The sequence below is a fragment of the Bradyrhizobium sp. BTAi1 genome (assembly GCF_000015165.1).
Classification (GTDB): Bacteria; Pseudomonadota; Alphaproteobacteria; order Rhizobiales; family Xanthobacteraceae; genus Bradyrhizobium; species Bradyrhizobium denitrificans.
Genome location: NC_009485.1, coordinates 1733441 through 1753839, shown reverse-complemented (window position 1 = coordinate 1753839; position 20399 = coordinate 1733441). Strand labels below are relative to the sequence as shown.

General features: G+C 64.9%; 17 protein-coding genes. 8 read left to right on the top strand and 9 right to left on the bottom strand.

The window, feature by feature from the left end; genetic code table 11:
• The first annotated feature begins 19 nt into the window (after window positions 1-19).
• From BBTA_RS07785 to BBTA_RS07775, 3 genes are all read left to right on the top strand, one after another.
• Window positions 20-1063 (top strand): glycosyltransferase family 2 protein, encoded by a 1044-nt coding sequence (locus BBTA_RS07785; protein ID WP_012041920.1) that lies wholly within the window; start codon window positions 20-22, stop codon window positions 1061-1063.
• Window positions 1060-1902 (top strand): ChbG/HpnK family deacetylase, encoded by an 843-nt coding sequence (locus BBTA_RS07780; RefSeq protein ID WP_012041919.1) that lies wholly within the window; start codon window positions 1060-1062, stop codon window positions 1900-1902. The genes BBTA_RS07785 and BBTA_RS07780 overlap by 4 nt, the downstream gene beginning before the upstream one ends.
• A gap of 239 nt (window positions 1903-2141) precedes the next feature.
• Window positions 2142-2945, top strand: coding sequence for a DUF2076 domain-containing protein (locus tag BBTA_RS07775; protein ID WP_041750457.1), 804 nt, complete (start codon window positions 2142-2144; stop codon window positions 2943-2945).
• A gap of 319 nt (window positions 2946-3264) precedes the next feature.
• On the opposite strand, the gene BBTA_RS07770 is transcribed toward BBTA_RS07775, so the two are convergent.
• Window positions 3265-4044, bottom strand: coding sequence for a L,D-transpeptidase (locus BBTA_RS07770; RefSeq protein ID WP_012041917.1), 780 nt, complete (start codon window positions 4042-4044; stop codon window positions 3265-3267).
• 308 nt (window positions 4045-4352) lie between these two features.
• On the opposite strand from BBTA_RS07770, the gene BBTA_RS07765 reads away from it, so the two are divergent.
• Entirely contained in the window at window positions 4353-5132 is a 780-nt protein-coding gene (locus BBTA_RS07765; protein WP_041750456.1) for a protein phosphatase CheZ, read from the top strand.
• 120 nt (window positions 5133-5252) lie between these two features.
• On the opposite strand, the gene BBTA_RS07760 is transcribed toward BBTA_RS07765, so the two are convergent.
• Window positions 5253-5765 (bottom strand): hypothetical protein, encoded by a 513-nt coding sequence (locus tag BBTA_RS07760; protein ID WP_041750455.1) that lies wholly within the window; start codon window positions 5763-5765, stop codon window positions 5253-5255.
• A 330-nt stretch (window positions 5766-6095) separates the two neighbouring features.
• Here BBTA_RS07760 and groES point away from each other — a divergent pair, with 330 nt between their 5' ends.
• The 3 genes from groES to BBTA_RS07745 all read left to right on the top strand — a co-directional run bounded on the left by groES (window position 6096) and on the right by BBTA_RS07745 (window position 9489).
• Window positions 6096-6392, top strand: coding sequence for a co-chaperone GroES (groES, locus tag BBTA_RS07755; protein WP_008961387.1), 297 nt, complete (start codon window positions 6096-6098; stop codon window positions 6390-6392).
• 119 nt (window positions 6393-6511) lie between these two features.
• Window positions 6512-8155, top strand: a complete 1644-nt coding sequence (groL, locus tag BBTA_RS07750) for a chaperonin GroEL (protein WP_012041914.1) — start codon at window positions 6512-6514, stop codon at window positions 8153-8155.
• A gap of 140 nt (window positions 8156-8295) precedes the next feature.
• Window positions 8296-9489: a hypothetical protein gene (locus BBTA_RS07745; protein ID WP_012041913.1), complete on the top strand. Its 1194-nt coding sequence runs from the start codon at window positions 8296-8298 to the stop codon at window positions 9487-9489.
• Between the two features lie 121 nt (window positions 9490-9610).
• Here the strand turns inward: BBTA_RS07745 and BBTA_RS07740 are convergent, their stop codons facing one another.
• Together BBTA_RS07740 and BBTA_RS07735 are read right to left on the bottom strand one after the other, a co-directional pair.
• Entirely contained in the window at window positions 9611-10021 is a 411-nt protein-coding gene (locus BBTA_RS07740; protein ID WP_041750454.1) for an META domain-containing protein, read from the bottom strand.
• A 145-nt stretch (window positions 10022-10166) separates the two neighbouring features.
• On the bottom strand, window positions 10167-11831 hold the full coding sequence (locus tag BBTA_RS07735) for an L-lactate permease (RefSeq protein ID WP_012041911.1): 1665 nt from the start codon (window positions 11829-11831) through the stop codon (window positions 10167-10169).
• Window positions 11832-12150: 319 nt separating this feature from the next.
• On the opposite strand from BBTA_RS07735, the gene BBTA_RS07730 reads away from it, so the two are divergent.
• Complete coding sequence (locus tag BBTA_RS07730; protein WP_012041910.1) at window positions 12151-13917, top strand: ABC transporter ATP-binding protein/permease; 1767 nt, start codon at window positions 12151-12153, stop codon at window positions 13915-13917.
• Window positions 13918-14275: 358 nt separating this feature from the next.
• Here the strand turns inward: BBTA_RS07730 and BBTA_RS07725 are convergent, their stop codons facing one another.
• The 5 genes from BBTA_RS07725 to BBTA_RS07705 all read right to left on the bottom strand — a co-directional run bounded on the left by BBTA_RS07725 (window position 14276) and on the right by BBTA_RS07705 (window position 20330).
• Entirely contained in the window at window positions 14276-15268 is a 993-nt protein-coding gene (locus tag BBTA_RS07725; protein WP_012041909.1) for a TorF family putative porin, read from the bottom strand.
• 460 nt (window positions 15269-15728) lie between these two features.
• On the bottom strand, window positions 15729-16175 hold the full coding sequence (locus BBTA_RS07720; RefSeq protein ID WP_012041908.1) for a hypothetical protein: 447 nt from the start codon (window positions 16173-16175) through the stop codon (window positions 15729-15731).
• Window positions 16176-16250: 75 nt separating this feature from the next.
• Window positions 16251-17576: a glycolate oxidase subunit GlcF gene (glcF, locus tag BBTA_RS07715; protein WP_012041907.1), complete on the bottom strand. Its 1326-nt coding sequence runs from the start codon at window positions 17574-17576 to the stop codon at window positions 16251-16253.
• On the bottom strand, window positions 17573-18811 hold the full coding sequence (locus tag BBTA_RS07710; protein ID WP_012041906.1) for an FAD-binding protein: 1239 nt from the start codon (window positions 18809-18811) through the stop codon (window positions 17573-17575). The genes glcF and BBTA_RS07710 overlap by 4 nt, the downstream gene beginning before the upstream one ends.
• Before the next feature lie 25 nt (window positions 18812-18836).
• Window positions 18837-20330 carry an FAD-linked oxidase C-terminal domain-containing protein gene (locus BBTA_RS07705; protein ID WP_012041905.1) on the bottom strand — a complete coding sequence of 498 codons (1494 nt, stop codon included), beginning with the start codon at window positions 20328-20330 and terminating at the stop codon, window positions 18837-18839.
• Window positions 20331-20399: the final 69 nt, after the last annotated feature.

The window sequence follows — 20399 nt, the reverse complement described above, 5'->3', positions numbered from 1 at the left end:
CGAACGAGGACTCTGAGCGATGCTGGGAACTGACGTGTCCGACCTGACCACGACCGCGGCCGATGCCGCGTCGCAGGGCCTGTCGATCGTTATCCCCGTCTACAATGAAGGCGCGGGACTGACGGCGCTGCACGAGCGGCTGAACAACCTCGCCCGCACGCTGCGCCAGCGCTTCGGCCTCGCCTGCGAACTCGTCTATGTCGACGATGGCAGCCGCGACAACACGCTCGCGATCGCGCGCACCTTGCAGGCCGACGCGCTCGACGTTCAGGTGGTGTCGCTGTCGCGCAATTTCGGCAAGGAGGCGGCGCTGATGGCCGGCCTCGATCATGCCCGCCGCGGCGCCGTGCTATTCATGGATGGCGACGGCCAGCATCCGCCGGCCCTGGTCGAGCAGCTCGTCACGCACTGGATCAAGGACGGCTATGACGTCGTCTACACGGCCAAGGCGCACCGCGACAACGAGCCGTTCCTACGGCGGGTCGCGGTGCACGGCTTCTATGCGCTGATCAATTGGGGCGCGCGGCAGAAGATCCCGGAGGACGCCGGCGACTTCCGCCTGCTGTCGCCGCGCGCCGTGGCGGCGCTGCGCCAGCTGCCCGAGCGCAACCGCTTCTTCAAGGGATTGGCGAGCTGGATCGGCTTCCGCCAAATCCGCGTCGATTACGAACCTGCGGCACGCGCCCATGGCGTCACGAGGTTCAACGTGACCAGCCTGCTCGGCCTGTCGATCGAGGGCCTCACCTCGTTCTCGGTGGCGCCGCTGCGCTTCGCCAGCCTGCTGGGAATCCTGCTCGCCTCGGCGGCCTTCCTGTTTGGTCTGTCGATTCTCTGGGAGACCTTGACCACCGGCAAGTCCGTACCCGGCTATCCCTCGCTGATGGTCGGCCTGATGACCATCGGCGGCGTCCAGCTGATCATGATCGGTATCATGGGCGAGTATATCGGCAAGATCCTCTCGGAGCTGAAGGCGCGCCCGATCTACTTCGTCGCCGAGCACAGCGAGAAGCGCGCCGCGCTCGACTCGCGGAGCGACGGCGCCGAAAGGACTGCCGCCGAATGAGCGGGGCGCCGCACCGGCGCATCTGGCTGTGCGCCGATGATTACGGCATCAGTCCAGGGGTCAATCGCGCCATCCGCGACTTGATCGGACGTGGGCGTCTCAACGCGACCTCGGTGATGATGGTCGGCGCAGCGATCGGTCGCGACGAGGTGACGGAGCTGACCAAGGTCGCGGCCGACAGTTCGCGCTGCGCCATCGGCCTGCACGTGACGCTGACAGCGCCGTTCCGGCCGCTGACGATGCATTTCCGGCCCGCCGAGGGCGGCATGTTTCCGCCCTTTCCCAAGCTGCTGCGCGCCGGGCTGACCCGCCGGCTCGATCCCGAGATGATCCGCGCCGAGGTGATGGTCCAGCTTGCCGCCTTCAGCGAGCTGTTCGGCCGCGCCCCCGATTTCGTCGATGGTCACCAGCATGCGCAGCTGTATCCGCAGGTGCGCGAGGGCTTTCTCGCGGCGGTCAAGGACGCCGCGCCATCGGCCTGGGTCCGCCAGGGCGGCCGCCCTGGGCCGCTGATGCCGCGACTGACGGCGCCGAAGGCCCTGCTGCTGGACGCGCTGAGCGCGCAATTCCGCAAGCATGCCAAGCGCGTCGACATCACCTTCAACCCCGCTTTTGCGGGCGCCTACGACTTCACCAAAGCGTCGGACTTCGGCGCCTTGATGGACGGCTTCCTGACCGCCCTGCCCGAGAACGGGCTCGTCATGTGCCATCCTGGCTTCGTGGACGACGTCCTGATCGAGCTCGATCCGTTGACGGTGCAACGGGAGCATGAGCACGCTTATCTCGCCGGCGAGCACTTTCCGGACCTGCTCGAGCGACGCGGGGTGACGCTGGCCTGACCAGATCTTCATTCCGGCGACGAACAAAACCGCGCGGAACAGCGTTCCCTTTCGCAGCAAAGTGGCGCCGGCGTCGCGAGTCCTTCGCAACTCCCAAGTCCTCGCTATTCCAATGACGCTTTGTCGCATGGGGAAAATCGCCCACGGAAATTTAATCCACGGCCCGGCTGGCCGGACCACAAAGTCCCCCTAAATCTTGGCCGCGCTTCGCTGGAACCGGCAAGCGACAGGAGAACCACATGACACCGCAAGAACGCCAACTCATCGACGAACTGTTCGACCGGCTTGCCAAGTTGGAGAGTGCGCCGCGTGACCCGGACGCGGCCGCCGCGATCTCCCAGGCGCTGCAGCGGGCTCCAAACGCCGTGTATGCGCTGGTGCAGACGGTCCTGGTCCAGGACGAGGCTCTGAAACGCGCCAATGCGCGGATCGAGGAGTTGCAGCACGCCCAACAGGCGCAGCAGCCTCAGTCCGGCGGCTTCCTCGATTCGATGCGCGACAGCATCTTCGGCTCGGCCAGCAGCCGCGGCTCCGTTCCCAACGTTCCGCCGCCGGCCCCGAGCCGCCCGGTCTGGAACAACGGCCAGGCCATGCCTCCGGGCTATCAGGGACAGCCCGGCTATCCCGGTCAGCCCGGCCCCTATGATCAAGGCGGTTTCGGCCAGCCGCGGGGCGGCATGTTCGGCGGCGGAGGCGGCTCGTTCCTCGGGACCGCGGCGGCGGCGGCGGCCGGCATGGTCGGCGGCTCCCTGCTGCTCGGCGGCATCCGCTCGATGATGGGTGGCGGTTCGCACCAGGCATTCGGTGACACGACCATCATCGAGGAGCGTGGCGGTGGCGCCAACCCGTGGAGCGACCAGTCGGGTGGCTCGCTGGCGCGCGACGCCGGTGTCGACGACATCGGCCGTTCGGGCGACGGCGGCGGTCGGGCCGGCCTGTTCGATCAGGCGAACTACGACGACAGCGGCAATGGCGACGACGCCGATTTCGACGCCGACGACGGTTACGGCAACGATGACAATGGCGGCAGCGACTATGCGTGACGCGTCATCGTCCTGCGCCAGGACTTGAACGACGAAGGCCGCCCCCGAGGGCGGCCTCTTGCTTGGTGACCGTCACACTAGACGATCGATGCTTCTGGACGACGGTTTCCAAAGTCTTGGTCCCGTTGATATGGACGTATGGACCCCCGCTGTCTTCGTCCGCGAAGGCGAAGGCGGACGATCCAGTACGCCGCGACGTTTCAGTTCGATCCCTTCTGCCGCGGCATACGGGATGCTCCGCCTTCGCCGAGCATGACAGCATTGCAGACGACGAGAGCTCAAACCAGCACGGGCCGTCGGATTCTAAGGAAACGCTCGTCTAGATCACGATCACGCGGGTCCCGACATTCACGCGTCCGTAGAGATCGATGACGTCCTCGTTGCGCATCCTGATACAGCCGGACGATACGTTGGTTCCGATGGTCCACGGCTCGTTGGAGCCATGGATGCGGTAGAGCGACGAGCCGAGATACATGGCGCGGGCGCCGAGCGGATTTTCCGGGCCGCCTTCCATGTGCCGCGGCAGGTCGGGCCGCCGCGCCAGCATCTCAGGCGGCGGGGTCCAGTCCGGCCATTCCCGCTTCGCCGAGATCGTCTTCACACCCGACCAGGTGAAGCCCGGGCGGCCGACGCCGATGCCGTAGCGCAGCGCCTTGCCCTCCCCCTGCACCAGATAAAGGAACTTGTTGGGCGTATCGACGACGATCGTGCCCGGCCGTTCTTTGCCATCATAGTCAACGATCTGTTTCTCGTATTTCGGGTCGAGCGGCCGCTGGGTCTGCTCATAGGCCTCCTCGTCCGGCACTGCCTGCGGTGCCCTGCCGGGCGCCGTCGGATATTGCGGCTGGTAGTAGGACGGCTGCTGCTGGTACATCGGCTGAGCGCCGCGGCCGCCCTGCGGATCGCCGAACAGGAATTCGATGAAGCCGCCACCCATGCGCGAGCGTTCGACATAGGCGGTGCGCACCGGCGCCGTCTGCTGCGGCGGGCCGCTATAGATCACCGTCGGCTGCTGAAATCCCTGCGCTGCGGCCCGATCCAGACCCGCATAGAAAAAGCATGCGCCGGCCAGCAGCGCCGTGGAGAATGATTTGAACATCGACGTACTCTGTACTGTTTCGTCTGGAGACTGTCGTCGCGCGGAAGACCCCGAGATCGGCCGCGCATCGTCAATAAAGAGCAAAACCCGATCGCTTTGGTAAACGATAGCGCCGCCTGGATTCACCATCGACGCAGATGAGGGCGGATTCGATCGCTAGCGTTTATTTTGCGTGAAGGGCGGAGACGCATGGTTAATCGTTGATGCATAGCGCACGCGAGCGTTGCGGGATCGGGTTCCTGCCGTGAACGCGATGTTAAATAGCATCCGAGTAGAACTAAGCGCAGTAGAAGGTCAGGGATACTCTCATGCCGGTTCGCAAGCGTTTCCGTATCGAAGAAGCAATCGTCGGCCATATGCCGGAGCCAGACTTCGTGGGTGGCGAGATCGGCCCCAACCACAAGGAAATCATGGACGAACTCCGCGCCATCCGCGCCCAGATGGCCAATGCCATCCGCAGCGGTGGGAGCAACACGGCCAACGCCGCCATCGAAGAATCCGCTGCCCGCGAGGTCGCCGAAGCGCGCGCGCTGCTCGAGACCTATCGCGCTCAGATCGAGCAGTGCGAGAAGCTGAAGGTCGAACTGGACCTGATCCACGATGCGATCAATCGCACCAAGGGCGAGATCGCGACCCTCCATGCCAAGAGCTTCAATGGCGAGGAGATGGCCAAGGTCAACGGCGAGCTCGGCGCCGTCGTCGGCGGCACCGAACAGGCGACCCAGCAGATCCTCGAAGCCGCGGAAGCCATCGACCAGGCCGCCAGCGCGCTCGGCAAGGTGGATTCGGCGGATCAGCAGAAGATCCTGAGCGAAGAGATCCAGGAGCGCGTGGTCTCCATCTTCGAGGCCTGCAACTTCCAGGACCTGACCGGCCAGCGCATCAACAAGGTCATGACCACCATGAAGTTCATCGAGCACCACATCGTGGTGATGATGGACATCTGGGGCGGCGTCGACGCCATCAAGGCGCATGTGCCGCCGATCGTCGACACACGCGAGGGCGACGCCAGGCTGCTGAACGGCCCGAAGGCGGAAGGCGATGTCGGCCACGCCTCGCAGGACGATATCGACGCGATGTTCAACTAAGCTTGCGGCCGCGCCTGGAGCGAAGGCTCCGGCAGGTGCGCCTCACAAAAAACGCCGGCGTTCGCGCCGGCGTTTTTCGTTCATCAGTCACGATGGGAACGGCACGATGGGAACGGATTGTCAGGCCCGCGGTCCGCAGCGCACATAGACCATGTTGCCGTAACGCGTTCCGGCATCCTTGTCGACGAACCGGGTGACCAGGACCCGGCCATCGAAGGAAATGACCTCGCGGTCCTGCTCGCCGCCGGGGGGACCTTCGGGACCGATATAATTCTTGCCGCTGGCAGAGCCCTTCAGCCGCAACTCCTGGGGGGTCGCCTGGTCGGCCAGGTGCATCACGACGCCGCCGGCCGTGCCGGGACCGATCGTGTAGGGCTGCTTGCATTGAGCCAGCGCCATCTTTTCAGTGCGCGCCCGATCGTTCGGATTCTGATACGAGGCCAGGCCCCATTTGCCCACGATCTCGTCAGGACGGATCGTCGCGGGCCGCTCGGGCTCCACCGCCATCTCCGGCGGCGCCGCGGGGGTCGACGGCGACAGGTTGAAGCCACCTGCGCACGCTCCCAGAAACATCGTGAGCGCCGACGCGATCGCGAGATTGGCAACCGGCCGCACGCACCGTGGACTCGTCATGGCATCCCCTTAGGAACAAGATCATGGCCGCCCCGTCTGGCAACCAAGCGCAAAACGCACGCAAGAGCAACGACGTCGGATGACGACGCCGCTCCACTAACATGTCTTGGCTAGGACAACATCCCCTAACAGCCTCAAGAAGCGCTTAACCGTCCGCCTTTGCTTGACAGGATCGGCGGCAAGCCATATTTCCCCGGACGGTCTTTAGCACTCGGAGGGCACGATTGCTAAAGCCGCGAGTCAGTTGGCACCACGTTGGCGCCAAATGTGGCCGCATTCAGATTTCCTCCGCCAGCAACCGTTATCGAAGCATCCCAAAAGGGACCCGTCATGGCCAAATCGAAGTTTCGTCCCCTGCACGACCGCGTCGTGGTTAAGCGCATCGACGCCGAAGAGAAGACCAAGGGCGGCATCATCATTCCCGACAGCGCCAAGGAAAAGCCCTCGCAGGGCGAAGTCGTTGCCGTCGGCCCCGGCGGCCGTGACGAGAGCGGCAAGCTGATCCCGATCGACGTCAAGGTCGGCGACCGCGTGCTGTTCGGCAAGTGGTCCGGCACCGAGGTCAAGCTGGACGGCGAGGAACTCCTGATCATGAAGGAGTCCGACATCATGGGCGTCGTCGCCTGATCCCGACCGCCCGGGGCGGCCGTGAGCCGCCCGGGGCGACAGTGCTCACAATCTTGATCCGGTGACAGACGGGCGATCACGCCGCTGACCATCGAGGTCCACTCCAGGAGAGATTTTACATGGCAGCCAAGGACGTCAAATTCGCTGGCGACGCGCGCGACCGCATGCTGCGCGGCGTCGACATTCTCGCCAACGCCGTCAAGGTGACGCTCGGCCCCAAGGGACGCAACGTCGTCATCGAGAAGAGCTTCGGCGCTCCGCGCATCACCAAGGACGGCGTCACCGTCGCCAAGGAGATCGAGCTGGAGGACAAGTTCGAGAACATGGGCGCGCAGATGCTGCGCGAGGTCGCCTCCAAGACCAACGACCTGGCCGGCGACGGCACCACCACCGCGACCGTGCTCGCCCAGGCGATCGTCCGCGAAGGCGCCAAGGCGGTTGCCGCCGGCATGAACCCGATGGACCTGAAGCGCGGCATCGACACCGCGGTTGCCGCGGTCATCAAGGACATCGAGAAGCGCGCCAAGCCGGTCGCCTCCTCCGCCGAGGTCGCCCAGGTCGGCACCATCTCCGCCAATGGCGACGCCGCCATCGGCAAGATGATCGCCCAGGCGATGCAGAAGGTCGGCAATGAGGGCGTGATCACGGTCGAGGAGAACAAGTCGCTCGAGACCGAGGTCGACATCGTCGAAGGCATGAAGTTCGACCGCGGCTACCTGTCGCCCTACTTCGTCACCAATGCCGAGAAGATGACCGCCGAGCTCGACGACGTCTACGTGCTGTTGCACGAGAAGAAGCTGTCGGGCCTGCAGGCCATGCTGCCGGTGCTCGAAGCCGTGGTGCAGTCGGGCCGTCCGCTGCTGATCATCGCCGAGGACGTCGAGGGCGAGGCGCTGGCCACCCTGGTCGTCAACCGCCTGCGCGGCGGCCTCAAGGTCGCAGCCGTCAAGGCGCCGGGCTTCGGTGACCGCCGCAAGGCCATGCTCGAGGACATCGCGATCCTGACCGGCGGCCAGCTGATCTCGGACGATCTCGGCATGAAGCTCGAGAACGTCACCATCAAGATGCTCGGCCGCGCCAAGAAGGTCGTGATCGACAAGGAGAACACCACGATCGTCAACGGCGCCGGCAAGAAGGCCGACATCGAGGCGCGCGTCGGCCAGATCAAGGCGCAGATCGAGGAGACCACCTCGGACTACGACCGTGAGAAGCTGCAGGAGCGTCTGGCCAAGCTCGCTGGCGGCGTCGCGGTGATCCGCGTCGGCGGCGCGACCGAGATCGAGGTCAAGGAGAAGAAGGACCGCGTCGAGGACGCCCTCAACGCCACCCGCGCGGCTGTGCAGGAAGGCATCGTTCCCGGCGGCGGCGTCGCGCTGCTCCGCGCCAAGAAGGCGGTCGGCCGCATCACCAACCCGAACTCGGACGTCCAGGCCGGCATCAACATCGTGCTGAAGGCGCTCGAGGCTCCGGTGCGCCAGATCGCCGAGAACGCCGGCGTCGAAGGCTCGCTGGTGGTCGGCAAGATCCTGGAAGAGAAGTCCGAGACGTTCGGCTTCGACGCCCAGAGCGAGGACTATGTCGACATGGTCGCCAAGGGCATCATCGACCCGGCCAAGGTGGTCCGCACCGCGCTGCAGGACGCCTCGTCGGTCGCCGGCCTCCTGGTCACCACCGAGGCGATGGTCGCCGAGCTGCCGAAGGAAGCGGCTCCGGCCATGCCGGCCGGCGGCGGCATGGGTGGCATGGGCGGCATGGGCTTCTGAGCCCGTCCTGACCCAGCATGATCGTTCAGGAAGGCCGCCTCCGGGCGGCCTTCTTTTTCGCGGAGTGTCCGGACGGGGGTGCAGCGATCGCAAATCGGCGCTACAGCTAGCGCCGATTCTGCTCCCACAAGGATTTTCAGATGCGCGCGATTTTGGTTGCGCTTGCCGTGATTGCAGCGGCTGCGCCGGAACTCGGTTGGGCCCAGGCCAAGAGCGGGAGCAAGGCGGCCCCGGCCAACGAGACACGCTACTTCACGGCGCTCGACGGCCTGATGGATGGCAACGCAGATGTCATCCTGAAGGAATCGCGGCAGGGCAAGACCGTCACCGGGGCGACCCTCGACGTCTGTTATCCGATCGCGAAAAATTCGGACCGCAAGGACCGCTTCGTGGTCAATCTCGCGGTCAACGGCCAGTCGCTGACCGGCACCACCCAGAGCAACGGCGCCAAGGAGCCGGTCTCGGTCAAGCTGACACGCAAGCCGAACGGCGACACGTTCGAGTTCCGGGGCCAGATCACGATCGGCAAGACCGTCACCGAGGTGGCGTCGACCGACAATTCGGACATCAGCGAGAAAGAGTTCCAGGAGAGCCAGTCGAGCGACGACGGCATCAGCGCGCAGCCGAAGGATTTCACCGACGTCTCGCCTGAAGCGGTCTCGGTCCGCCTCAAGCTCGACGCCGTGGTCGATTTCCTGAAAAGCCTGAAGGGCCAGGATGTCGAGGTCTCGCTGTCGAGCCTGAACGTCACCTGCGACGCCTTGCGGGCAGGCGAACAGACCATCAGCATGACCGTCGATCCGGAGCGGGCCGGAGCCCTGATCGCCAAGGCGCGCGCCATGAACGGCGTCGTGACCGCTGGCTGGACCGCTGGCATGGTCGAGATGGACCGGGCCATCCGCTTTGCCGCGGCCGACTGGCGTGACGGCGACAAGATCAACAAGGACAAATTGGCGGCCGCGATCTCGGACGTGCTGGCCAAGACTTACGCGGCGAAGCCGACCAGCGCGGCCTGGAACCCGGTGACCGGAAAACTGAAACTCACTCTGAAGCGGCCGAGCCAGCTGATGCCCGCGCTCGAGCTCACCGATGTCATCGAGGTCAGCGGCCTGGTCTCCGCCGACAAGCCGGGTGGCACGGACGCGCTGATGCTGTGGATCAGCAGCCCGACCACGACCACCATCGATGAGGCCGCGGGCGGCAAGCTGGTCCTGTCCGACGAATCCTCCGGCGACGAGGAAAGCGACACCCGCGACGATGGCGGCGCCATCGAGGAACTCGCGAAGGCCCTGAAGGCCAAGCGCTGGGATGCGGACAACTCGGTCTGGAAGTAGCGCGCGAGCCATGACGGCAGGCGCCGCGATGTCGGTCTCACCCTCCCCTGGAGGGGCAGGGTGACAGCGAGGCCTGCACGCCGATTGATGTGACGTGGTCTTTGGAAACGGTCGTCTCGGCTCAATTGGTGTTCAACCTGAAGCGCAGGGTCTTCGGCCCGATGAAGGTGATCAGGTCGCCCTGACGCTTCCAATTCGTCGCCGCGCCGAGGGCCGCGATCAGTTCGTCATCGGCCTGGGCCCGTGCGGCGGGGCAGTTGCGATCCTCGATCTTGCCGGCAATGAAGATGATGCTGTTGCCCGCAACCGAGAACTGACCTTTCCCGCCCTTGCACCAGAGCTCCAGCACCGTCTCGCCATTGTCGCCGATGTCGAGATCCGGCACCCGCTTCGAGCCCGGCTGGGGCAGCGCGTCGAGTGTCATTTCCATCCCGAACGGAAAGCCCTCATCCGCCGCGGCAGGACGGGCCACAATCGACGCCAGCAACAGAACCGCGGCCGAGCCGGCTACGAAAAGTCCAGATCTCACCATGCCCCCTCGAACTCCAGACACGCGATCGGCCACCAGCGGTCACGATTCGCATTGACGCGCACGGCTCCCGCACAAATGTGACCCAAACATAGCAATCCCCGCGCCGCCTGGGCGACGCGGGGATCTTTTTAGCAACGTGCCGGCGCTACTTCAGCACCATCGCGGTGAACGGATAGACATAGGCTTGCAAGGTCACGAACAGGCCGACCAAGCAGGCCAGCACGATCGAGTGCAGGAAGACGTAGCGCAGGATCGAGCTCTCATGGCCGTACCAATTGGTGGCGGTCGAGGCGACCACGATCGATTGCGCATCGATCATCTTGCCCATGACGCCGCCGGACGAGTTGGCGGCCGCCATCAGCACCGGCGACAGGCCGAGTTGCTCCGAGGTGATCTTCTGCAGATTGCCGAACAGCACGTTGGAGGCGGTGTCCGATCCCGTCAGCGCCACGCCCAACCAGCCGAGCAGGGTGCCGAAGAACGGGTAGAGCACGCCGGTCGCCGCAAAAGCGAGGCCGAGCGTCGCGTCCACACCGGACAGCCGGGTCAGCGTGCCGATCGCCAGCATGGCCGAGATCGTGATCAGCGAGATCGCGCAGAGCCGGATGGTGCGGCCATATTCGGCGATCAGTCTGCCCGGCCCGACCCCCATCAGGAAGCCGGAGATGATCGCAGCGATCAGCATGCCGGTGCCGGTGAAGGTCAGATAGGTGAACGAGAAGACGGCGCCTTCAGGCGTCGGCTTCGCCGCCACCGGCGGCATCTTGTTGATCAGCTTATCGAGCTCCGGGACCGGATAACTCCAGGTGAAGATCGAATTCGCCCAGCTCTTGAAGGCGCCATTGCCCCAGATCAGCATGATCACGCAGACGATGATCCAGGGCAGCAGCGCGCCCCACAGTTCGGCTTGCGTCAGCGGCGTGCGGTCGAGCGGCTTCTGCGCCGCCATCGTGGCGGCCGATTCGTCACGGCCACGCAGCGCCGGCGACAGCCAGAGCTGGCGCGGCTGCCAGACCTTCAGGAACAGGATCAGCGCGCCCATCGAGATCAGCGAAGCGCCGATGTCGACGATCCACGGATTGACGTAGTTCGAAATCAGGAACTGCGGCACAGCGAAGGAGATGGCGGTGACGAGAATCGCCGGCCAGACGTCCTTCATGCCCTTCCAGCCCGCGAACGCCCAGATCACCCAGAACGGCACGATCAGCGAGAACACCGGCAGCTGACGGCCGACCATGGCGCCGAGAATGTAGGGGTCGAGACCGGTCACCGAGGCGAGGCCCTGGATCGGCGTGCCCAGCGCGCCATAGGCCACCGGCGCCGTGTTGGCGATCAGCGACAGGCCGGAGGCCGCCAGCGGCGAGAAGCCGAGTCCGATCAGCACGGCGCCGGTGATCGCCACCGGGGTGCCGAAGCCCGACGCGCCCTCAAAGAACGCGCCGAACGAGAAGGCGACTAGCAGGAGTTGCAGACGGCGGTCCTCGGTGACGCCGCCGATCGCCCGCTTCAAGAGCTCGAAGCGGCCGGTCGAGACCGTGACCTGGTAGAGGAAGATGACGTTCAGCACGATCCAGCCGATCGGGAAGAAGCCGGTCACGACGCCGAGGAACGTCGCGCGCAGCGACATGTTGGCCGGCATCGTGAAGACGAAGATCGTGATCAGGTTGGTCAGGATCACGGCGATGATCGCCGCGATATGCGCCTTCACCTTGCCGCTGGCGATCAGCACCAGCAGCGTCACCACCGGCACGGCCGCCGCCAGCGTCGACAGCGCCGGGCTCCCCAACGGGTCGTAGATTTGATTCCACATCGTGACTTCTCCCCCCACATTCTTGTTGTTGGACCAGATCCGGCGGGACGGACCAGGTCTGCTCGCCCGTCGCGCCGGGCAAGAAAGCCGCAAAAACGAGATCACAAATCCGACAACGCCCCACTCTGCTCAAATTCTCGCGAAATCTGGCAGCAGCGGCGGTGCCTCTTGTATGCAGCATGCTACGGTTTGCCGCACGCGACCGACAAGCCAGTGGGCAGCGGCGGAGTTACGACTTTAGTCTAGACAGCCTGCCGAGACTGCGAAAATCTCGTTCTTGTCCAGTCCGTTAAGCCATTTTCTCAGGAGCAGACTCTCTGTGAACAATCTGCGCTCGACCCTCGCCATCGTGTGGCGGATCGCCATTCCCTACTTCCGCTCCGAGGACAAGGTCGCCGGCCGCTCCCTGCTCGCCGCCGTGATCGCCATCGAGCTTTCGCTGGTCGCCATCGATGTGCTCGTGAACCAGTGGTATAATCGGTTCTACAATGCGCTTCAGGACCGCAATTGGAGCACCTTCACCTGGGAGCTTGGCGTCTTCATCGTCCTGGCAAGCGTCAGCGTCGCACTCTCCGTCTACCAGCTCTATCTCAATCAATGGCTTCAGATCCGGTGGCGCCAATGGATGACGCGGGTCTATCTCAGCCAATGGCTCGACCGGGCCAACCATTACCGCATGCAGCTTAAGGGCGACGCAGCCGACAACCCGGATCAGCGCATCGCCGATGACGTGCAGATGTTCGTCGAAAAGACGCTGAGCATCACGATCGGCCTGCTGAGCTCGATCGTCACACTGGCCTCGTTCGTCGTGATCCTGTGGGGGCTTTCCGAGGCCGCTCCGCTGACCATCGGCGGCCAGGAATTCGCCATTCCGGGCTATCTGGTGTGGGCGGCGCTGATCTACGCCATCTTCGGCACGGCACTGACGCATTGGATCGGCTCGCCCCTGGTGAACCTGTCGTTCCAACAGCAGCGCTTCGAAGCCGATTTCCGCTTCAATCTGGTGCGCGTTCGCGAAAATTCCGAGCAGATCGCGCTGCTGCGGGGCGAGCATGCCGAGCGCGGGCGCCTGATGGATCGCTTCGGCAGCGTCATCGACAACTGGTACAGCATCATGAGCCGGACCAAGCGGCTGACCGCCTTCACGGCCAGCTACTCGCAAGCCGCCGTGATCTTCCCCTTTATCCTGACCGCCCCCGCCTATTTTGCCGGCAAGATCCAGCTAGGTGGCATGCTGCAGACCTCGTCGGCCTTCGGGAGCGTGCAGAAGGCGCTGTCGTTCTTCGTCAGCGCCTATCGCACCCTGGCGGACTGGCGCGCGATCGTGGCTCGACTTGATGGCTTCGAGATGTCGATCGAGAGCGCTGCCACGCTCTCCAGCGAGCCGCAGACAGTCGGCGTGGTGGACCATGCCGGCGACAGCATCGAGCTCGCCCAGCTGCTGTTGAAGCTCCCGAACGGCCTGCCGCTGATCGCGGCCGACGGGTTCAGCATCAAGAGCAGCGAGCGCACGCTGCTGACCGGGCCATCCGGCGCCGGCAAGTCGACCTTGTTCCGCGCCATCGCCGGCGTCTGGCCGTTCGGCAGCGGCGCCATCAGCGTACCTGCGCATGCCAAGCTCATGATGCTGCCGCAGCGCCCGTATTTCCCGATCGGCACGTTGCAGGCCGCGATCGTCTACCCGGCTGCTCCGGACCGTTTCAGTGTCGAGCAGGTCAAGGATGCGGTCGCTGCGGTCGGGTTGCCGCAGCTGGCGGACCGGCTGGACGAGGACGCGCATTGGAATCGCATGCTGTCGCTCGGCGAGCAGCAGCGCCTCGGGATGGCCCGCGCCCTGCTGCATGGCCCGCAATACCTGTTCCTGGACGAAGCCACAGCCTCGCTGGACGAGCCGAGCGAAGCGCGACTCTATCGCGTGATCGCCGAGCGCCTGCCGCAGACCACGGTCGTCTCGATCGGCCACCGCTCCACCCTGCACGACTTCCATGACCGCAAGGTCGAACTGATTCGGGAGGGCGACCGGTTCACGCTGCGGCCAACCACGCCGGCGGCAGCGGCGGACGCCCCGACGGGTGGCGCGGAGTAGCCGCGCCGACGCCGTCCCCGGATCACGAGACTGCCCCCAAACAGGCGCGCATGGTCCGCGCCTGTTTCATCCAGCCCGGCCGTTCAGTCCTTCTCCCATGGCGCGTGCGCCCTGCCCTGGATCATTATTCGGCCTCACCCAATCACCGTCGTCGCGGTCGGGTAGTTCGCCACGGCCTGCGCATCTCAGACGACCAGCGCGCTCCAGGGCTTCTATCGAGCGAATAAGAGTCGGACCAGCTCCGTACCGACCAAGCCCGCGATGCCGATCGCCAGGAACAGCCGGACCACCGGGCAAGCAAAAGGGCGGCAGATTGCTCTGCCGCCCTTGCTTGAAAAATTGTTCCGCCTGACGATGCTTACTTCAGGTTGGTCATCGCCGTCAGGTCGACCGAGAGCTTGGCAATGCCAGTCGCACCGCACCACTTCGAGCCCAGGCCAGTCGGATTGATCGGCGTGACGCTGGTGGTGCCGCCGGCAGTGAAGTCACCCGTGAAGGCGTTGCAATTGCCCTTCGACAGGTCGGTGTCGGAGTAGCGCAGATCCAGCGTGAAGACCTTGTAGGTGAAGCCGACGCCGATATTCCAGGTGTTGTAATCGGCATATTTGATGCCGTTCGGGAACGCAGCCGTACCGTAGAAGCTGTCGGTGGTACCGAACCACTGACGGCCGAACTCGCCGGAGACGTACATGCCGACGCCGCTCGAACCGAACACGGTGCTCGGGGCGGTATACTTGCCGGTCACCGAAGCGTAGTTGCCCCAGGCGCCGGAGTTCAGGAAGCTCGGGGTGTAGAACTCGGTGACGCCGAACGTCCAATTGTCGTTCACCGTGTAGTTCATCTTGCCGTACACTTCGAAGAAGCTGACGTCCTTCTTCATCGTGTTGCCGTTGGCGAGCGCGTTCGCGGCGCACTCTGCGCCCTGGAAGCGACCAGAGGCGTCGAAGCCGGTGCCGCCGAATTGGCAGGTGCCGCCCGGATACAGATAGCCCCAGACGCCGATGTCGAAGGCAAAGGCGCCGAAGGTCGGGCGGATACCGCCGTAGACGTCGATCTCGGCAGCAGCGCGGTTCGGGAACGAGATGCTCTCGCCGGCAACGCCGATGTAGAACTGCAGATCCTTGTTGACGTTGAAGCGGGGCTCGAAATAGGCGGCCACCGACGGCTTGTGGTTCGACTGGGTGATGCCGCGGAACACGTAGTCGTTCATGATCGCTGCGCCGAAGGCGATGTCCCAGGGATCGAACGCCGGGGCGGGTGGCGCCTTCAGGGCCTTCACCGCCATATCAGCGGCCGAAGCCGATCCGGACATCATTGCCAGCGCCGTTGCCAACAAAGCCAACTTCTTCATGAAGATCCCCATCACCCAAATTTCGAACATCAGCCCGACATTCGGCCCCCCAGGGCGCAAACAAGGCCGGCTGCGTCTATCGGACGCAATTTGTGCCAGGGTCCCGCCGCAGGTGAAGCAAAAAAGCGCGGCATCTGCCGCCTTTTTGGGCGATTTGACAATTCTACGGCAGGTTGTCCGCGCCTGTTGCATTTGAACAACAAATCTTCGTGTCACGCGGTATCCCGAACCTGCCCCGAGCACAGGATGAATGCGCATCTGTCAGCGTCGTCCCAACTGAATTGGGGTGAGAGACAGGCGGCTCCGTCACGGATTCGCGCGGCCGTAGAATTGCGGACGACGATTCGACGAGCGCAGTGACGAGGAGCCGATCGCGATCGGCAACAAACAACGAGGCCGCAGCGTCACCGCTGCGGCCTCGTCATGTGGTCTGGTCGGTCGTCAGAACGGGCCGAAGAGATCAGCTCTCCGACGCGGTCCCCTCCCCGGTCTCATGCTCCTCGGACGCTGGGCTCGGCATCGCCCAGTTGGTCTCGGACGCCGCTTCGGCCTCGTTCACTTCGGGGGTTTCAACCAGCGGAGCCTTCTTCGGCGCGCGCTTCTTGGCGGCCTTCTTCGGCGCAGCAGGCGCCTTGGACACCGATTTGGTCGCCGCCGATTTCTTGGCCTTCTTGGCGGGAGCCTTGGCCGCGCTCTTGGCGGCCTTCTTCGCCGCGCCCTTCACCGCCTTCTTCGCCTTCTTGGCGGGAGCCTTCACCGCCTTCTTGGCAGCTTTCTTTGCGGTCTTCTTCACAGCCTTCTTGGCAGACTTCTTCGTCGCCTTCTTGGCCGCCTCGGCCTGCGCCATCAGCTTCTTCTTGTCCTTCTTTTCTTTTTTGTCCTTCTTGGCCTTCTTGTCCTTCGCCATCAGAAACCCTCCAGTTGCCGCCGATTGATCACATCATCCGGCGAGACGGGCCGGCTGTCCGCACGCGCCCATCCTTCAATTCAATCCTGGTCGCGGACCGCCCGTCGCCCAGTCGAGAAGTTCAACGGTGTGGACGACGGGGACAGTCGTGCCGCTGGCAATCTGCATCATGCAGCCGATATTGCCCGCCGCGATCACATTCGGCTTGACGGTCGCGATATTGGCGACCTTGCGATCGCGCAGCTTCATCGCGATGTCAGGCTGGAGAATGTTGTAGGTCCCCGCCGAACCGCAACACAAATGACTCTCCGGTATATCTTTCACCACGAATCCCGAGTTGGAAAGCAATTCTTTCGGAATGCTCGTGATTTTCTGCCCATGTTGCAGCGAGCAAGCGGAGTGATAAGCAACGACGATGTCGCCGTGCGGCGCCTTTCCGGTCTGCAGATCGAGGCCTGCGAGATATTCGCTGATGTCCTTCGCCAAGGCCGAAACAGCCGCGGCCGAAGCCGCATATTGCGGGTCCTCGCGCAGCATGTGGCCGTAGTCCTTGATCACCGTTCCACAGCCTGACGTGGTGACCAGGATCGCATCGAGGCCGCGTGCGCTCGCCTCGGCGCTCCACACGCCGACATTGCCGCGCGCCCGCGCCAGCGCATCGGCATCCTGGCCCATGTGATGGGTCAGCGCACCGCAGCATTGCTCGTCCTTCACCAGCACGACCTCGATGCCGTGCCGGGTCAGCACGTTGATCGCGGCCTGGTTGATGCGTGGGGCGAGCGCCTGCTGGGCACACCCCTGCAGCAGCGCCACGCGGCCACGACGCGCTCCCTGCGCCGGAAATACGGTACCGCCGGACGGCCCGGGCGGCGGCAGGGCCGCCGCGGGGGCGAGATCGAGCATCGCCCTGAGCCGCCGCAACAGGCTCGGCGCCGGCCCTCGGGTCTGCGAGGACGCGGGCAGCAGCGCCTTGAACGGCCGGCCGAGCCGCGCCAGGCTCATGGCGAGCCGAAACTCGCGCGGCCGCGGCAGCACATAAGCGAGCACGCTGCGCAGCAGCCGGTCAGTCAGCGATCGCCGATAGGTCTTTTCGATTCGCACACGCGCCTGATCGACCAAATGCATGTAGTGGACGCCCGACGGACAGGTCGTCATGCAGGAGAGGCACGACAGGCAGCGGTCGATATGCTTGACCACATCGGCGGTCGGCGCCTGGTCCTTCTCCAGCATCTGCTTGATCAGATAGATGCGGCCGCGGGGACTGTCGAGCTCATCGCCCAGCAGCACATAGGTCGGACAGGTCGCGGTGCAGAAGCCGCAATGCACGCAGGCGCGCAGGATCTTGTCGGCGACCGCGATATCGGGGTCGGCAAGCTGGGCCAAAGTGAATTCGGTTTTCATGACGCAACGCTCCGACGCATCCGGCCGCGGTTGAAAATGGACTTCGGATCGAAGGACACCCGCACCCGCTCTTCCAGGGCAGCAACGCCGGCCGGCTGCGGATGAAACACGTCGACCGCGTGGCGCATCTCGTCCCAGGCGCGCAGCAAGGTGGCGTGACCGCCGGCCGCCTCCACCTGCTGACGGACCAGGCCCGCCGATGCGTCGGGCTGCGGCGGAAGCGCCGCCCAGATCAACCCGCCACCCCAGTCATAGATCACCTCCCCGCCGGTTGGCCGCGTCAGCGCCTGTCCGATCGCAGCGCCCGATACGGGCGGGCAGACGATCCGCCACACCGGCCAGGCCCCGAGCGGACCGTTGGCCGCGAACGGCAGCACGTCCCGGGCGGCGCTCCAGAACCTGGCGGAGGCGTCATCCGCGATGATGTCGACCGGCCCGAAGGGCGACAGCTGCTTGGCCAGCGACGCGGCGCGATGCGTGACCGAGGCGGTGATGCCCTCCAGCCTGATCACGGTGACGGCCTCGCGCGGCGAGCCGATGTCACTAAGCCCATCGACATCGGGCCGGAGCGAGGAGGCCGGCAGATGGGCGGCGCCGGAGACGTCGAAGGGCGAGCCCAGCGCGGCCGTCATGGCCCGGTTGGCCTTGAGGTCATCCAGCCCGCGCAGCACCAGACTGCGCTCGGATTCCGGGCGCGGCATCACCTTCAGCGTCACCTCGGTCATGACCGCGAGCGTGCCCCAGGAGCCCGCCAGCAGCTTGCAGAGGTCATAACCGGTGACGTTCTTCACCACCTTGCCGCCGGTCTTGAAGCTCTCGCCAAAGCCGGAGACCGCGTGGGCCCCGAGCAGGTGATCGCGGACCCCGCCAGCCCGGATGCGGCGTGGTCCGGCAAGCCCGACCGCGATCATGCCGCCGATCGTGCCCCTGCCAGGCAGTCCGAGCAGCGGACCGGTGTCCATCGGCTCGAAAGCGAATTGCTGGCTCTTCGAATCGATCAGCGACAGCAGGTCGGCCAGCGGCGCACCGGCCTGGACCGTGATGATCAACTCGTTCGGCTCGTAGGAGATCACCGCGTTGAGGGCGGACAGATCCAGCACGGCATTCGTCGTCGTGAGCTGGCCGATCTGCCGCTTCGACCCGTGGCCAATGATGTCGAGCGGCTGCTCGCTGGCAATCGCCGCGCGCACGACGTCCTCGACCTCGGCGGCGTTGGTGACTTTCAAATTGTTCACTGATCGATCCGTTCAGAAGCCGTCATCAGAACCTGGGCAGGTCGGGAAAGGCGAGCCGGCCGCCATGAACGTGCATGCGCCCGAGCTCGGCGCAGCGATGCAGCGTGGGGAAGACCTTGCCGGGATTGAGCAGGCCCTGGCTGTCGAAGGCGCATTTCACGCGCTGTTGCTGGTTCAGGTCGATCTCGGTGAACATGTCCGGCATCAGGTCGCGCTTCTCGATGCCGACGCCATGCTCGCCGGTCAGAACGCCGCCGAGCTCGACGCAACAGCGCAGGATGTCGGCGCCGAACGCCTCGGCGCGCTCCATTTCGCCAGGCTTATTGGCGTCGTAAAGAATGAGCGGGTGAAGATTGCCATCGCCGGCATGAAACACATTGGCGCAGCCGAGCTGGTACTTCTCCGACAGCTCGCGGATCCGCGCCAGCGCCTTCGGCAATGCGCCGCGCGGGATCGTGCCGTCCATGCAAAGATAGTCCGGCGAGATCCGGCCGACGGCCGGAAAGGCGGCCTTGCGCCCTGCCCAGAACAAGTTGCGCTCGGCCTCGGAGGTCGAGATGCGACATGTCGTCGAGCCGCAGCCATTGGCGATCGCCTCGACGCGGCCGATCAGTTCGTCGACCTCCACGCCGGGGCCATCGAGCTCGATGATCAAGAGCGCCTCCACGTCCAGCGGATAGCCGGCATGAACGAAGGCCTCGGCGGCGTGGATCGCAGGCTTGTCCATCATCTCCATGCCGCCGGGGATGATGCCGGCTCCGATGATGCGCGCCACGCATTCGCCGGCAGCTTCGACCTCGGAAAACCCGACCATCAGCGCCCGCGCCGTCTCCGGCTTCTGCAGAATCCGGACGGTCACCTCGGTGACCACGCCGAGCAGCCCCTCGGATCCCGTGATCAGCCCCATCAGATCGTAGCCGGCGTTCTCGGCGCACTTGCCTCCGATCCGCAACACCTCGCCATTGATCAGCACGATCTCGCAACCGAGCACGTTATTGGTGGTCATGCCGTATTTGAGGCAATGCACGCCGCCGGAATTCTCCGCGACATTGCCACCGATCGAGCAGGCGATCTGCGAGGACGGATCGGGCGCGTAGTAGAAGCCGGCATGCGCGACCGCCTGGCTGATGGCGAGGTTGGTGACGCCGGGCTCGGTCACGACGACGCGGTTGTCGAAGTCGATCTCGCGGATCCGCTTGAACTTGCCAAGCCCGAGCAGCACGCCGTCGGCGAGCGGCAGCGCGCCGCCCGACAGTGACGTTCCCGAGCCGCGGGGAACCACCTTGATGCCTTGCTCGTGGCAGTACTTCAGGACCTTGGCCACCTGTGCCGTGGTCTCCGGCAGCACCACGACCATCGGCGGCTGCCGATAGGCCATCAACCCGTCAGACTCGTAAGGGAGCATTTCGGCAGCGCTGTCGATGACGCCCTCTCCCGGTACGATCGCACGCAGTGCAGCAACGATCTGGTCACGCCGTGCCAACACCGCCTGATCAGCTTCCGGCATCATGATCGCCATCGCGCGCATCTCCTGAAAACGATTTGTGCCGCCATATCAATCACAACCACGGCGGTTTGGGTAGGCGGC

What these genes read in the sequence shown, in the direction of transcription:
- BBTA_RS07775 (WP_041750457.1), top strand. Translation starts at nt 2,142, where the DNA reads ATGACACCGCAAGAACGCCAACTCATCGACGAACTGTTCGACCGGCTT.
- BBTA_RS07745 (WP_012041913.1), top strand. Translation starts at nt 8,296, where the DNA reads ATGCGCGCGATTTTGGTTGCGCTTGCCGTGATTGCAGCGGCTGCGCCG.
- BBTA_RS07735 (WP_012041911.1), bottom strand. Translation starts at nt 11,831, where the DNA reads ATGTGGAATCAAATCTACGACCCGTTGGGGAGCCCGGCGCTGTCGACG.
- BBTA_RS07705 (WP_012041905.1), bottom strand. Translation starts at nt 20,330, where the DNA reads ATGGCGATCATGATGCCGGAAGCTGATCAGGCGGTGTTGGCACGGCGT.
- groL (WP_012041914.1), top strand. Translation starts at nt 6,512, where the DNA reads ATGGCAGCCAAGGACGTCAAATTCGCTGGCGACGCGCGCGACCGCATG.
- glcF (WP_012041907.1), bottom strand. Translation starts at nt 17,576, where the DNA reads ATGAAAACCGAATTCACTTTGGCCCAGCTTGCCGACCCCGATATCGCG.
- BBTA_RS07765 (WP_041750456.1), top strand. Translation starts at nt 4,353, where the DNA reads ATGCCGGTTCGCAAGCGTTTCCGTATCGAAGAAGCAATCGTCGGCCAT.
- BBTA_RS07770 (WP_012041917.1), bottom strand. Translation starts at nt 4,044, where the DNA reads ATGTTCAAATCATTCTCCACGGCGCTGCTGGCCGGCGCATGCTTTTTC.
- BBTA_RS07760 (WP_041750455.1), bottom strand. Translation starts at nt 5,765, where the DNA reads ATGACGAGTCCACGGTGCGTGCGGCCGGTTGCCAATCTCGCGATCGCG.
- BBTA_RS07725 (WP_012041909.1), bottom strand. Translation starts at nt 15,268, where the DNA reads ATGAAGAAGTTGGCTTTGTTGGCAACGGCGCTGGCAATGATGTCCGGA.
- BBTA_RS07740 (WP_041750454.1), bottom strand. Translation starts at nt 10,021, where the DNA reads ATGGTGAGATCTGGACTTTTCGTAGCCGGCTCGGCCGCGGTTCTGTTG.
- BBTA_RS07720 (WP_012041908.1), bottom strand. Translation starts at nt 16,175, where the DNA reads ATGGCGAAGGACAAGAAGGCCAAGAAGGACAAAAAAGAAAAGAAGGAC.
- BBTA_RS07780 (WP_012041919.1), top strand. Translation starts at nt 1,060, where the DNA reads ATGAGCGGGGCGCCGCACCGGCGCATCTGGCTGTGCGCCGATGATTAC.
- BBTA_RS07785 (WP_012041920.1), top strand. Translation starts at nt 20, where the DNA reads ATGCTGGGAACTGACGTGTCCGACCTGACCACGACCGCGGCCGATGCC.
- groES (WP_008961387.1), top strand. Translation starts at nt 6,096, where the DNA reads ATGGCCAAATCGAAGTTTCGTCCCCTGCACGACCGCGTCGTGGTTAAG.